Origin of the sequence: Nesterenkonia sp. CL21, assembly GCF_031705515.1 — a bacterium.
Classification (GTDB): domain Bacteria; phylum Actinomycetota; class Actinomycetes; order Actinomycetales; family Micrococcaceae; genus Nesterenkonia; species Nesterenkonia aethiopica.
Genome location: NZ_JAUTWR010000002.1, coordinates 276,469 through 289,641, shown reverse-complemented (window position 1 = coordinate 289,641; position 13,173 = coordinate 276,469). Strand labels below are relative to the sequence as shown.

At 70.2% G+C, this 13,173-nt stretch carries 15 protein-coding genes; 11 read left to right on the top strand and 4 right to left on the bottom strand.

Annotated features, from left to right (window positions below):
• Positions 1-53 precede the first annotated feature (53 nt).
• On the bottom strand, positions 54-632 hold the full coding sequence (locus tag Q7C18_RS06285) for a CGNR zinc finger domain-containing protein (RefSeq protein WP_311024648.1): 579 nt from the start codon (positions 630-632) through the stop codon (positions 54-56).
• 46 nt (positions 633-678) lie between these two features.
• Here Q7C18_RS06285 and Q7C18_RS06280 point away from each other — a divergent pair, with 46 nt between their 5' ends.
• Positions 679-1,578, top strand: coding sequence for an alpha/beta hydrolase (locus tag Q7C18_RS06280; protein WP_311024647.1), 900 nt, complete (start codon positions 679-681; stop codon positions 1,576-1,578).
• Here the strand turns inward: Q7C18_RS06280 and Q7C18_RS06275 are convergent.
• On the bottom strand, positions 1,571-2,497 hold the full coding sequence (locus tag Q7C18_RS06275; RefSeq protein ID WP_311024646.1) for a GNAT family N-acetyltransferase: 927 nt from the start codon (positions 2,495-2,497) through the stop codon (positions 1,571-1,573). The genes Q7C18_RS06280 and Q7C18_RS06275 overlap by 8 nt on opposite strands.
• A 113-nt stretch (positions 2,498-2,610) precedes the next feature.
• Here Q7C18_RS06275 and Q7C18_RS06270 point away from each other — a divergent pair, with 113 nt between their 5' ends.
• A complete protein-coding gene (locus tag Q7C18_RS06270; protein ID WP_311024645.1) occupies positions 2,611-4,092 on the top strand; it encodes an SDR family oxidoreductase in 1,482 nt (493 codons plus the stop codon).
• Here the strand turns inward: Q7C18_RS06270 and Q7C18_RS06265 are convergent.
• On the bottom strand, positions 4,043-4,600 hold the full coding sequence (locus tag Q7C18_RS06265) for a MarR family transcriptional regulator (protein WP_311024644.1): 558 nt from the start codon (positions 4,598-4,600) through the stop codon (positions 4,043-4,045). The two genes, Q7C18_RS06270 and Q7C18_RS06265, sit on opposite strands and share 50 nt — an antisense overlap.
• 64 nt (positions 4,601-4,664) lie before the next feature.
• Between Q7C18_RS06265 and idi the strand changes: the two genes are divergently transcribed.
• The 9 genes from idi to Q7C18_RS06220 all read left to right on the top strand — a co-directional run bounded on the left by idi (position 4,665) and on the right by Q7C18_RS06220 (position 11,902).
• Complete coding sequence (idi, locus tag Q7C18_RS06260) at positions 4,665-5,234, top strand: isopentenyl-diphosphate Delta-isomerase (RefSeq protein WP_311024643.1); 570 nt, start codon at positions 4,665-4,667, stop codon at positions 5,232-5,234.
• On the top strand, positions 5,231-6,124 hold the full coding sequence (locus tag Q7C18_RS06255) for a squalene/phytoene synthase family protein (RefSeq protein ID WP_311024642.1): 894 nt from the start codon (positions 5,231-5,233) through the stop codon (positions 6,122-6,124). The genes idi and Q7C18_RS06255 overlap by 4 nt, the downstream gene beginning before the upstream one ends.
• The gene (crtI, locus tag Q7C18_RS06250; protein WP_311024641.1) at positions 6,121-7,701 is read left to right on the top strand and encodes a phytoene desaturase family protein; all 1,581 of its coding nucleotides are present in this window, start codon (positions 6,121-6,123) and stop codon (positions 7,699-7,701) included. Before Q7C18_RS06255 ends, crtI begins: the two co-directional genes overlap by 4 nt.
• On the top strand, positions 7,694-8,032 hold the full coding sequence (locus tag Q7C18_RS06245) for a lycopene cyclase domain-containing protein (protein ID WP_311024640.1): 339 nt from the start codon (positions 7,694-7,696) through the stop codon (positions 8,030-8,032). Before crtI ends, Q7C18_RS06245 begins: the two co-directional genes overlap by 8 nt.
• Positions 8,029-8,382: a lycopene cyclase domain-containing protein gene (locus tag Q7C18_RS06240; protein WP_311024639.1), complete on the top strand. Its 354-nt coding sequence runs from the start codon at positions 8,029-8,031 to the stop codon at positions 8,380-8,382. Before Q7C18_RS06245 ends, Q7C18_RS06240 begins: the two co-directional genes overlap by 4 nt.
• Positions 8,379-9,227, top strand: a complete 849-nt coding sequence (locus tag Q7C18_RS06235) for a prenyltransferase (protein WP_311024638.1) — start codon at positions 8,379-8,381, stop codon at positions 9,225-9,227. The genes Q7C18_RS06240 and Q7C18_RS06235 overlap by 4 nt, the downstream gene beginning before the upstream one ends.
• 70 nt (positions 9,228-9,297) lie before the next feature.
• Positions 9,298-10,527 (top strand): ferrochelatase, encoded by a 1,230-nt coding sequence (locus tag Q7C18_RS06230; protein WP_311024637.1) that lies wholly within the window; start codon positions 9,298-9,300, stop codon positions 10,525-10,527.
• A gap of 2 nt (positions 10,528-10,529) precedes the next feature.
• On the top strand, positions 10,530-10,994 hold the full coding sequence (locus tag Q7C18_RS06225; protein WP_311024636.1) for a pyrimidine dimer DNA glycosylase/endonuclease V: 465 nt from the start codon (positions 10,530-10,532) through the stop codon (positions 10,992-10,994).
• A 68-nt stretch (positions 10,995-11,062) separates the two neighbouring features.
• On the top strand, positions 11,063-11,902 hold the full coding sequence (locus Q7C18_RS06220) for a hypothetical protein (RefSeq protein ID WP_311024635.1): 840 nt from the start codon (positions 11,063-11,065) through the stop codon (positions 11,900-11,902).
• 35 nt (positions 11,903-11,937) lie between these two features.
• On the opposite strand, the gene Q7C18_RS06215 is transcribed toward Q7C18_RS06220, so the two are convergent.
• Complete coding sequence (locus Q7C18_RS06215; RefSeq protein WP_311024634.1) at positions 11,938-13,149, bottom strand: MFS transporter; 1,212 nt, start codon at positions 13,147-13,149, stop codon at positions 11,938-11,940.
• Between the last annotated feature and the right edge of the window lie 24 nt (positions 13,150-13,173).

Here is a 13,173-nt window from a genome sequence, read left to right as displayed (position 1 = left end):
GGTGAGCTGGGTCCGCAGGGGGGCTTCAGCAGAAGGGGCGTGCGTCGGCGAACTCAGGTGCCCGCGCTCACGCCTCGGCGGACGTGCCGAGCGGCCTTCGCGCGGTTGCCGCAGCGTTCCATGGAGCACCACTGTCGCCGTCCCCCTCGTGAGCGATCGAGGTAGCGCAGGCCGCAGCGGCTGTGGGCACAGACCTTGACCAGAGGGCCCTCGCCTGCAGCGATGATCGCGATGGCTTCGTGCGCCAGCGTGCCCAGTGCCGCCGTCGTCCCTGACTCCTCCACCACCACGGCGGTCGGATCATCGAGGTCCAGCTCGCGCATCGGGGCGTGGCGCGCATGATCATTGACCAGGGACGCATGCTCGGTCGTGGGCGTGCGCTCGGGGGCGAGCACGGCGTCGATCGCGTCCCGCAGGGACAGGGCCGCCACGTGTTCGGCCGGTGTCGGCTCCTGCGCCGTCGTGCGCGACCAACCCTCGATGCCCGCCGCGGTGAACCACCGGGCGAGGCTCGCCGCATCAGGAACAGTCTCGCGAGGGGCCGTGGCCCGATCGCGCAGGGTGTTGACGAAGTTCAGGGCGGGCGAGCCGCCATAGAACAGCCAGTCGCGAGCCTCGGCATCAGGAGTCATGGAGCCATCCTATTGACTAACCTGTTCAACAGGTTAGTATCATGGTGTGACGCACCTCATGGATCTTCCCTCGCTGCGGATGCACTGGCGGGAGCATGGTCGGCAGTCCGACGAGCCGGCGGCGCTCCTCCTCCACGGCTGGCCGCAGACCTCTGCCTGCTGGGATGAGCTGGCCCCGCTGCTGGCCGACGGCAGGCGCCTCATCGCACCGGACCTGCGTGGCTACGACCTCACCGACAAACCCACCGAGGGATACACCAAACGGCGCATGGCCGCCGACGTCGTCGAACTGCTCGACCACCTCGGCCTGGAGCGGGTGCACCTGGTGGGGCACGACCGCGGCGCGCGGGTGGGGCACCGGTTCGCCCTGGACCACCCGGAGCGGTTGCACACTCTGACGGTGCTGGACATCGCACCGACCCACGCCATGTTCGGTGGGACCACGCGGACGGCAGCCGGCTACTTCCACTGGCTGTTCCACATGCAGGACGACCTCCCCGAGCTGCTGACCTCCGGACGGGAGGAGCAGTACCTCCGATACTTCTTCCAGCGGTGGACCTTCCGGCGGGACCTGCTCGAGCCCAAGATTCCGGAGTACGTGCGGGCCTTCCGGCAGCCGGGTGCCATGCGTGCCGGTTTCGACGACTACCGCGCGACCTGGGAGGACGTCGCACACGACGAGCAGGACCTGCAGGCCGGCCACGTGGTCGAGGTGCCGACTCTGGCGCTGTGGGGTGCCCAGGGGCTTGCGTCGCAGGTGGCGGTCGATGAGCTGTGGCGCCCCTACGTCGGGACAGGTCCTCAGGGCGAGGACCTGCTCGAGGCCAGGCCGGTGGAGGACTGCGGGCACTTCATCCCGGAGGAGCGACCGGAGCGGCTGGCCTCCGAGCTCGCAGAATTCTGGAGCAGGTGCTCTCAGCAGCAGGCGCCGTCGGGGCTCAGCTGAGGTCCTTGGCGAAGAACAGCTCGGCGTCGGGGCTGTCGTTGTAGCGGTCGACGCGTCGGTATCCGGCTCGCTCATAGAAGGCGATCGCCTCCCTGAGCGCGCTGTGGGTGTCCAGCAACACTCTGGCGTTCCCGGCGGCGCCAGCCAGCTCCTCAAGTCGACGGACCAGCCGGGAGGCGAGTCCGGTGCCTCGTCGCTCGGGGTGGACCCACATGCGCTTGATCTCCGCGGCGCCGTCGATGATCGCCCCGGCGCGGCCGACGGCGGGTCGGATCCCGCCGTAGGCCACCGGTCGGTCCTCACACACCGCCACCAGATAGCGGGAACCGGGCTCCGGGACGTCCAGCGGGCCCGGGGCGAAGCCGAACTGCTCGTGCAGCTCGGTCACATAGGCCTGTTGGGCCTGCCGCGCCAGCGGATCGTCCACGGCGACCTCGTGCAGCTCCACCGGGGAGAGCTGCTTCTTGAACCCCACATGGGAGGGCGCGTACCCCAGGCGCTCATAGAAGCGATGGGCGTCCTCACGCACGACGTCGGAGGTCAGCTGGGCCAGCCCGCAGCCACGGGCATTGCCGCGCTCCTCCGCATGGCGCATCATGCTCTCCCCGAATCCCCGGCCACGGAGGCGCCGGTCCACTCGGACGGCCTCCACATGCAGTCGGGTGACGCCTCGGCGGGCGATGCCCGGAATGAACGTCAGCTGCATGACGCCGATGACCTCTCCGTCGAGTTCGGCGACGATCAGCTCGTCGTTCGGGCTGGCGACAACGGCGTCGAACCCTCGCTCATGCGCCCCAGAGTATGTGCCGGTGCGGTCGGCGGCCACGGCGTCGTCCCGGATCAGCTCGACGATCCGGGGCAGGTCCTCCCGGGTGGCCTCGCGGAAGCGCAGTGTGGGGTGCGCGGCAGCATTCGTCACGTGACGACGATAGACCGCCGACGTCGAGCCGGCAACGGCGGAGCCGGTGAGCTGCGGCCGAGGCCGGTGCTACCGTGAGCCATCACCTGATCAGAGACCGGAGGAGGACGTCCATGGCGCTGATCGCCGTCACCGGAGCGACCGGATACATCGGTGGCCGACTCGTGCCCCAGCTGCTCGCGGCCGGCCATACGGTGCGGGTGCTCACCCGCCGAGCGGAATCATTGCGCGACGTGCCCTGGCGTGACGAGGTGGAGGTCGTGCAGGGCGATCTCTCTGACGCCGAGCCGGCCCGGAGACTGTGCGCCGATGTCGAGGTGGTCTACTTCCTGGTCCATTCCATGACAGGAGGGCGAGATTTCGCCGCCACCGACAAGCAGTGCGCCGACACTGTGGGGGAGGCCGCGGCCCAGGCGGGCGTCCGCCTGGTGGTCTATCTCTCGGGGCTGCACCCGGACGGTGAGCTCAGCCCCCACCTGCGGTCGCGTGTCGAGGTCGGCGAGATCCTGGAAGCCAGCGGAGTTCCGACCCTCACGCTGCAGGCGGGGCTGGTCATCGGTTCGGGCTCGGCCAGCTTCGAGATGATCCGGCACCTGACCGACGTGCTGCCCGTCATGCCTTCGCCTCGCTGGGTGATGAACCGGATCCAACCCATCGCAGTCCGTGACGCGCTCCACTATCTGACCCTTGCCGCCGACGTCGACCTGTCGGCCAGCCGACGGTGCGACATCGGAGGTCCCGATGTGCACACCTATGCCGACCTGATGAAGACCTATGCTCGCGCCGCCGGGCTCCGCGAGCCCACCGTGCTGCCCCTGCCGGTGCTGACCCCCTGGCTGGCGGCGCAGTGGGTCAACCTCGTCACGCCTATCCCGCGCTCCCTGGCGGTCCCGCTGGTCCAGTCGCTCCAACACGACTGCGTGGTCCAGGAGCGGGGGATCGACGAGCTCATCGCGCCCCCGGAGGCTGGGCTGACCCGCTACCGGGTCGCTGTGGACCTCGCGTTGGAGAAGATGACCGCCGACCGGGTGGAGACCACGTGGGCGGCCGCACATCCGTTGGAGGCGCCCTCCGAGCCGCTGCCGTCCGATCCCGAGTGGTCCGGGCGCACCGTGCTCAGTGATGAACGGGCGGTCCGGACCACAGCCCCACCACAGGCGGTCTTCGCCGTGGTGCAGGGGATCGGCGGCGAGAAGGGGTACTTCTCGCTGTCGAAGGCCTGGCGGCTGCGCGGCTACGCCGACAAGATCATCGGGGGCGTGGGGCTGGGTCGAGGGCGCCGCAGCAGAGAGACTCTGCAGCTGGGCGACGTGGTCGACTGGTGGCGAGTGGAGCGGCTGGACCCCGGGCGTCTGCTGCGCCTGCGTGCGGAGATGAAGGTTCCCGGCCAGGCGTGGCTGGAGTTCACGGTCGAGCCGGAGGCCGACGGCGGATCCCGGTACACGCAGCGCGCGATCTTCTTCCCGTCCGGGTTGGCCGGACGACTCTACTGGTTGGCGCTGACCCCGTTCCATGCGGTGATCTTCCGGAACATGGCGGCGCGGCTCACTGCTGAGGCGGAGGCTCGGTCGCGCACAGAGCGTCGAGAAACCTGATCACGACCTCTCGCTCGTCAGGGGAGAGCGCCGCCGCAGCGTGGAACCGCCCGGCATGGCTGCGTCCGACAGATTCGCGGGCGACGCGCTGCGTCTGCTCGGTGACCTCGATGGCGGTGCTGCGCCGATCCTCCGGGTGGGGCAGGCGGCGGATGTGATCGTGGGCGGCCAGGCGGTCCAGCATCTTCGTCACCGACGCCGTGGAGACGCCCAGGTGGCGGGCGAGGTCGCTCGGCGTGGCGAGCCGGTCGTGCCGTTGGGCGGCGATGAGGTAGCGCAGTGCCCGCATGTCGGTCTCCCCGAGCTTCATGTACTTCCGCGAGGCTTCGCTCATCCTGCGTTCCACGGTGCGCCAGCGGCGCATCGCGTCCAGCACCGCGACGATCTGATCCAACTCCTCCTCGTCGACGTGCGCGTGGGGAACGATCTCACCCGCGGGGTCCATCACGCGGGGGTCGATCATGGAGGAGTCCTTGGGGCGGTCGGCGGGGTCGGCGGTGTGCATCATGGAGATACCTCGGTTATTATTAGCCAAGTTAGATACTAGACAGGCTAGATGACTGGGGTGACGTATGGATGACCGTCGATCGGATCACGTCGTGCTTGTCGCGCCTGACGGGATGCCCCTGGGCACGGCTCTGAAGAGCGCAGTGCATACGGCGCACACGCCGCTGCACAGGGGGTTCTCCTGCCATCTCACGAATCCTCTCGGTCAGGTGCTGGTCACACGACGGTCGCTGACCAAACGTACCTGGCCCGGAGTGTGGACCAACTCCTTCTGCGGCCACCCCGCCCCGGGGGAGAGCCTGGAGGAGGCCGTGATGCGCCACGCCCGTCACGAGCTGAACATCGAGGTGACGGACGTGACGCCGGTGCTGCCCGACTTCTCCTATCGTGCCGTGGACGCCTCCGGTGTGGTGGAGCACGAGATCTGCCCCGTCGTCACAGCTGCCCTCGACGGAGACCCGGTGCCGAATCCGGACGAGGTCCTCGACTGGAGATGGACCTCCACCGATCGGCTGCGCGCCGCCGTCGACGCCGCGCCATGGGCCTTCAGCCCGTGGTTGGTCCTGCAGGTGCCTGCGATGGCGCTCTATGGGAGTGCCGGCGAGTCCCCGCACACCCCAGAGGGCTCTCCATGAGCGCAGACTCCGGGCTGAGCGGACTGACCCTGTACACGCAGGCGGCGCAGAGCGCGGCCTCGCGTGTCATCGACGAGTACTCCACGTCTTTCGGCACTGCGACACGCCTGTTGCCGCCCGGCACCCGTGCCGCCATCCGCAGCATCTACTCGCTGGTCCGCGTGGCTGATGAGATCGTCGACGGCACCGCCGAAGAGGCCGGGCTCGACGCCGACAGCAGACGCGAGGTGCTCGACACCCTGGAAACCGAGACGATCTCCGCCATGGGCACCGGCTTCAGCAGCAACCTCATCGTGCATGCCTTCGCCTCCGCGGCCCGTGCCGCCGACGTCGAGAAGGCCCTGGTGCAGGCCTTCTTCCGGTCCATGCGCCGGGACCTGGAGCCGGTCCACTCGCTCAGCGAGGAGCAGTACCGGCGCTATGTCCACGGCTCGGCGGAAGCGGTCGGCCTCATGTGCCTGCGGGTCTTCCTGCAGGACACCGCCCCGACCACGGATCAGATGGCCCAGCTTGAGACAGGTGCGGCCCGGCTGGGTGCCGCCTTCCAGAAGATCAACTTCCTCCGAGATCTGCACGAGGACGCCGAACAGCTCGGCAGGGCCTACTTCCCCGGCGCCGTGCCGGGTGAGCTCAGCGAGGCCCGAAAGATCGAGATCCTGGCAGACATCGAGGCCGACCTCGGGGCGGCCCGTCGCGCGATCCCCCTGCTGCCCCCAGGGGCGCGTCGTGCCACCGATCTTGCCACGCGGCTCTTCGAAGAGGTCTCCGCCCGGCTGCGGCACACATCCGTGGCTGAGCTGAAGCGGCGCCGGGTCTCCGTGCCCCGACGGGTCAGGCTGCAGCTGCTCCTGCAGGTTCTGCTCCCGGTGGTGCGGGGAGGACGCAGGTGAGGCCGGCCCGCGGCCAGCGCGGTTCGCGGACGCGCACCGCCGTCGTCATCGGCGGAGGATTCGCCGGTCTGGCCACCGCAGCCCTGTTGGCGCGCGACGGTCTGGACGTGACGCTGGTCGAGGCGCATGCCGAGCTCGGAGGACGAGCTGGACAATGGCATCACGAGGGCTTCCGCTTCGAGACCGGACCCTCGTGGTTTCTGATGCCCGAGATCTTCGACAGATTCTTCGCGCAGCTGGGGACCTCCACCGCGGAGCAGCTCGAACTGCTCCCGTTGGACCCCGCGTACAGGGTCTTCTTCGAGGAGGACCCGAATCCCTTCGACCTGCCGGCCGATGACTCGCTGCAGGCGCTGCAGGCCTTGGAAACGACTCCTGGACGTCTGCCCGAGTACCTGAGCTCGGCCGCGCGGACCAGTCGCCTGGCCACGGAGCGCCTGCTCTACTCCAGCTACCAGCGTCCCTCAGACTTCCTGGACCCGGCGCTGCTCGGCCGGCTGCCGACTCTGCTGCGGATGCTCACCGAGCCGCTCGAGTCGTTCATCGCCCGTCATACCGATGACCCCCGGGTGCGACAGATCCTGGGCTACCCGGCTGTGTTCCTCGGAACCTCGCCGCGCTCCGCACCGAGCCTGTACCACCTGATGAGCCATCTCGACATCAACCAGCAGGTGCTGCACCCCCGTGGCGGGTTCAGCGCGGTGGTGCGAGCGGTGGCGAGTCTCGCCGAGGGCGAGGGGGCCCGGCTGCGGACCGGTTGCCGGGCGCGGAGCATCACGGCCTCCCGGGGGCATGTCACGGGAGTCCACATCGGCCGATCCGACGGGCGGCATGAATTCCTCCCCGCGGACGTCGTGGTCTCCACGGCCGACATGCACCACACCGAGACCGCCCTGCTGTCTCCGGAGCACCGCACCCGGTCGGCCAGGTCCTGGCGACACCGGGATCCGGGGCCGGGAGCGGTGCTGGCCCTGCTCGGTGTGCGGGGCGCCCTGCCCGAGCTGGCCCATCACTCGTTGTTCTTCACCCGGGACTGGCAGAAGGGGTTCGACGAGATCTCCGGTGCACGACCGGCGGGAGGGCCGCCGCGTTCGCTCTACGTGTGCCGCCCCAGCGCCACCGACGACGTCGCTCCGCCCGGCCACGAGAACCTGTTCGTCCTGGTGCCCACGCGGGCAGACACACACCTGGGCGCCGGCGGCGTCGACGGCGCCGGAGACCTTCCCGTGGAGCAGATGGTCGATGACTCCATCCGGCAGATCGCGGACTGGGCCGGAATCGACGACCTCGCCTCCCGCATCGTGGTGCGACGTTCCATCGGACCGGCGGACTTCGCCCGCGACTTCGGAGCCTGGCGCGGCGGAGCGCTGGGGCCCGCGCACACGCTGCGGCAGAGCGCGTTCCTCCGGGGCCCCGTCCGCTCTCGGAGGCTGAAGGGGCTCTGCTACGGAGGCGCCACGACCATGCCCGGCATCGGCGTGCCGATGTGCCTGATCAGCGCTGAGCTCGTGCGCAGCTCCCTGCGGGGTGGGCGCCCGGCTCGCCCGGAGGCGCTGACCGGGGGTGTCCATGCCTGAAGCGCTGATGAGCATGGCCTACCTGATCGCTCTGCTGTTCTCCTGGGGCTGCATCATCCTGGTGGATGCCCGCTTCAGGCTCTTCCTCGTCCGGAGCCCCCTGCGGGCCGGAGCCGTGCTGGCTCTCGGAACGGTGTTCTTCCTGGCCTGGGATCTGGCCGGGATCGCTCTGGGCGTATTCCTCCACGGACCCGCCCCCTTCATGACCGGCGTCATGCTGGCCCCCGAGCTGCCGCTGGAGGAGCTGGTCTTCCTGCTGTTCCTGTGTCACCTGGCCATGGTGGCCACACTCGGGTTCCAGAAGCTGCTGACCAGGAGGGAACCCGCATGACCGAGTGGACGTATCTTCTGCTGTGCCTGGTGTTCCTGGGGGTCGCCGTCGCGGTTGCGTCAGCGGCCGCCGGAGTGCGGTCCCGGCAGGGGCGCCCTGCGGCCGACGGCACGGGTCGGCTCATGCCGGCGGCCGCGCTCGCCGGGTTCGTGCTGGTGCTGCTGACGGCGGTCTTCGACAACCTCATGATCGCTGTCGGGCTATTCAGCTATGCGGAGGAGAGCATCTCTGGACTGCGCCTCGGGCTGGCGCCGATCGAAGACTTCGCCTATCCGGTGGCCGCCGTGATCCTGCTGCCTGCGCTCTGGACCCTGCTGGGGCCGCGCCGTACCCAGAGGGAGGCCGCATGACAGCCGACCTGCTGCGCGCCTCCCGCCCGCTGAGCTGGATCAACACGGCATACCCCTTCGCCGCGGCGTGGCTGCTCGCCGGCGGAGGCCTCGATCCCGCGCTGATCATCGGCACGGTGTTCTTCCTGGTCCCGTACAACCTCGCGCTCTACGGCATCAACGACGTCTACGACCACGCCTCAGATCTGGCCAATCCGCGCAAGGGCGGAGCGGAGGGGGCCCTGCTGGACGTCCGCCGCCATCGGCCCCTGCTGGTGATCAGTGCGGCACTGGTGCTGCCGTTCGTCGTCGTGCTGGTGATCCTGGGCGGCCCCAGCTCCTGGATGGTGCTGGGCGTGAGCCTGGTGGCGCTGGTGGCGTACTCGGCTCCGCCGCTGCGCACCAAAGAGGTCCCGGTGCTCGACTCGCTGACCTCCAGCCTGCACTTCGTCACGCCAGCCGCCTACGGTCTTGCGCTGGCCGGTGCGGACGTCGACGCCGTGGTGGTGTGCGCTCTGGGGGCCTTCCTGCTCTGGGGGATGGCCAGCCACGCCTTCGGTGCGGTCCAGGACATCGGGCCGGACCGGGCCGCGGGCATCAGTTCAATCGGTACGGTCTTCGGCGCCCGTCGGACGGTCAGGTTCGCCCTGGCGCTCTGGGCCGCCGCCGGAGTGATCGTCATCGGGACGGGATGGCCCGGGGCGCTCGCCGGGCTGCTGGTGCTGCCCTACATCGCCCTGGCCCTGCCCTACCGGTCGATCGGCGACGCCGAGGCTGCCCAGGCGCATCGGGGGTGGCGGCATTTCCTCCTGCTGAACTATGCCGTCGGAGCCGCACTGACCATCCTGCTCATCCAGGCCACATGACCGCCACATCTACTCCATCAGCATGACACGTCCTGAGACGTCTGAGACATCCGAGAGAAGGAGCATCATCATGTCTGACACGCCCGCGAAGTCCCCGCAGCCGGTGGAGACCTCGTCTGCCGCGATCCGTCCCGGGGAGGTCCCCTTCGCCACCGACGCCTCGGCGGACGGGGCACCGCATGTGACCGCCGTCCAGGACTACGACGCCGTCCTGCTCGCCGGATTCGGCGGCCCAGAAGGCCAGGAGGACGTCATCCCGTTCCTGCGCAACGTGACCCGCGGACGGGGCATCCCCGATGAGCGGCTGGAGGAGGTGGCCACGCACTACCGGCATTTCGGCGGGGTGAGCCCCATCAACGAGCACAACCGCCAGCTGCGCCAGGCCATCGAGGAGGAGATGCGTGCCCGCGGCCTGCAGCTGCCCGTCTACTGGGGAAACCGCAACTGGGCGCCGTACCTCGAGGACACGGTGACCCAGGCCGCCGAGGCCGGCCACACCCGTCTGTTGGCGGTGGCCACCAGTGCCTACAGCTCCTACTCCTCCTGCCGCCAGTACCGGGAGGACTTCGCCCGTGCCGTGCTGGAGACGGGCTTGGCCGGCGTCGTGCGCATCGACAAGGTGCGGCAGTTCTTCGACGTGCCCGGCTTCGTCCAGCCCTTCGCCGAGGGCGTGGCCGAGGCCGTCCGTGGCTTCGCCGCCGAAGGTCTCACCGGCGGGCAGGTCCGGGTGCTGTTCGCCACCCACTCCATCCCCACCGCCGACGCGGAGCGCTCCGGACCCCGCGAGCTGGGGCTGGGCGACGGCGGGGCCTACGCCGCCCAGCACCGTGCCGTGGGCCGGCAGATCATGGAGCAGCTGCGCGAGGAGGGAGCCGCGGAGGAGACCACCGCCTGGGAGCTGGTGTACCAGTCGCGCTCCGGCCCGCCCTCGCAGCCGTGGCTGGAGCCGGATGTCTGCGACCGGATCGCCGAGCTTCCGGGGGAGGGCGTGCAGGCCGTCATCGTGGTCCCGCTGGGCTTCCTCAGCGACCACATGGAGGTCCTATGGGACCTGGACGAGGAAGCCATGGAGGCCGCCGAGCAGGCCGGTCTTCGTGCTGTGCGCACTCCCACCCCGGGGGTGCATGGAGCCTTCGTGGCCAGCCTGGTGGACCTGCTCGAGGAACGCATCCACGCTGTCCCGGCCGCGGACCGACCGCATGTCACCGACCTCGGGCCCTGGTACGACGTCTGCCGCCCCGAATGCTGCGAGAACGTCCGCCGGGGGTTCAGCCCCGCCGCGGCTGGGGTGGCGCCGTAGTCATGCGACTCTGGTCACTGCATCCCCGCCTGCTGGACCGGCAGGGTCTCATCGCCTGCTGGCGCGAGGCCCTGCTGGCCCAGGCCGTGCTGCTCGGGCGGACCCGCGGCTACACCCGCCATCCTCAGCTGGAACGCTTCCGCTCTCAGGAGGACCCGCAGGCGGCCATCGCCGCCTACCTCACCGGTCTCCACCAGGAGGCCGGGGTGCGCGGATACCGGTTCGATGTCGACCGCATCGACCGCCCAGCGGCGGGCTCCGCCGAGCGCGTGACGACGCCGATCCCCGTGACCTCCGGGCAGCTCGCCTTCGAAGCCGACCACCTCCGGGCCAAACTGGCTCGCCGCTCCCCGGAGCTGCTGGCCGAGTGGGCGGCGACGTGCCCAGACGGAGACGGGTCACCGTGGCCGGTGCATCCACTGTTCACCGAGGTGCCGGGCGGCGTGGAGGATTGGGAGCGCCCCTGACGGCGTGGTCGGCCCCACTCGACGGGGTGCGGACGGAAGGGCGTCAGAAGCGCCAGTATTGTGGTGTCATGCGGATCGATCACGGGCCGGAGCACGGCACACTCACCTTGCGCAGCAGCACCAAGGGATTCGGCGCCTGGCTGGGCCTGGCCATCGGAGTGTTCGGGGCGAGCATCGGCACCGCCGTCATCGGAATGGCGCTGGCCGGTGGGGCGTTGGCGGAGATCGGCCACCTGGCGTGGTTGTTCCTGCTCCACCCGATGATCTTCCTGACCGTGGGATTCGGCATCTTCGGTGCGAGCAAGAAGGTCTCGGCCACGCTGCGCCCCTATGGGGAGTCTGAGGCACATTTCCGCCGCTGGTACGGGATCCAGCGGCGCGACGACACGTTCACCGCCCACCAGGTGCGAGTGGTCCGGCTCCACACCGAGGTCCGCATCAGTCGCAGCAGGAACGGCAGTCGGCGCGACCTGGTCACCTTCATGAGCCTGGGCCTGCAGGACGGCGGGGAGATCCTGATCGGCGTCAATCGGCGCGGCAGCTTCTTCCAGCGGGAGCAGGCGCTCGTGGAGGAGGCCGGGCGGGTCGCCGAGTTCCTGGGTGTGCCGGTGGAGCGCAGCGGCCACGGCGCACCCCAGGGCTGGGGGCCCGACGCCGGATGGAACCCCGGCCAGTCGGGGCATCCCGGCCAGCACGCTCCGTACGGCTACCACAGTGGGTCAGACCAGCCGGACCAGTCCGGCTGGTCCCAGGCGCAGCGGCAGGGCTGGTACAGGTCAGGCCAGCGACAGGACCAGCAGCAGGGTCAGCGGCAGGGTTGGCGGCAGGGCCGGCAGGGCCGGCGGGGCCCCGAGGATCCGCCGCAGACGCCCGAGGGGTATCGCGACCCCTACGATCTCGGCCGCTGACCCGGCGTCGATCAGTTGCTCAGAGGGTCAGCCGTTCAGCTGCGCCGTCGCAGATGCCGCAGCTGGTCAGCTCCGGAGACCAGCAGCACAGCGGCCCCGAGCCAGACGGCGGCCGCCGGGCCCACGGGCCCGGCCAGAGCTCCGGCGGCGGCCGGCATGGCGACCTGGCCCAGCCGGTTGCCGATCAGTCGCAGGGCGAGGGCCGGGGCGCTCCAACCTTCGGGGACGGCGGCGGTGACCATCGTCATCGTCAGCGGCTGACCGAGCCCCAGGAAGAATCCGCCCACCGCCATCAGCGCGCCGGCCATGGCGACGGTCCCGGTGGTGAAGGGCATGGCGGCGAAGCTGATGGCGGAGAGCAGCAGGGACAGCACCAGCAGCACCTCCCGAGAGATCCGGCGCACCAGTCCGCCCAGCAGGATCCGCGAGGCCAGGGAGCCCAGCCCGCGCAGGGCCAGGAGCAGCCCCACCTCCGACGGGCTCAGCCCGGCCTGCTGGCCCAGCAGGGGAAGGAACGCCACCAGCACGTCGGTCAGCGCGAGCAGTCCGGCGGAAGCGGCGATATGCGAGCCCACCCTCGGGGTGCGCAGGATCGCCCGCGTGGAGGCCTTCGGCTCGCCGTCGCGGGCTGAGGCGGCCACGCCCGTCGCCGGGGCGCCGTGTGCGTGGCGGCGCATCCGCCACAGCGCGAGGAACAGCAGCAGGGCTCCTGGCAGGGCCGCCGCACCTCCGGCGAGGATCGACAGGTCGATGCCGGTCCCCACGTCCTCGGGCGCACTGATGATCCATCCGGCCACGGGCGGCCCCAGCATCTGACCGGCGGAGACGGCGGCGGTGAACCAGCCGAAGGCCGCATCGCGCTTCGCCGGATCGGCCGCGCGGGTCACCCCGCTCTGCCCGCCGATGGCGAAGACCAGCTGCCCCAGGCCCAGCGCGGCGCTTCCGAGGACCACACCCCACACCGCCGAGGAGAAGGCGATCGCCGCGGCTCCGGCGGCCATCACGCACAGGCCCCCGCCGATCAGGCCGGCCACGGTGCCCATGCGTTGGATGAGGCGCCCGACAGGCATCGCGATCACCAGGGGGACGATGGCGTAGGAGGCCGCCACCAGTCCGACGACGGCGGCGTCGCCGCCGAGCGCGTCCACCTTGTACGTGGTGGCCGGGCGGATCATGTTGACCGAGAACTGGCCCAGCATCGAGGTCAGGACCAGCAGCAGAAGCCACAGACGGGAGGAGGGACGCACGGGACCCATCATGGCCCATCGGCG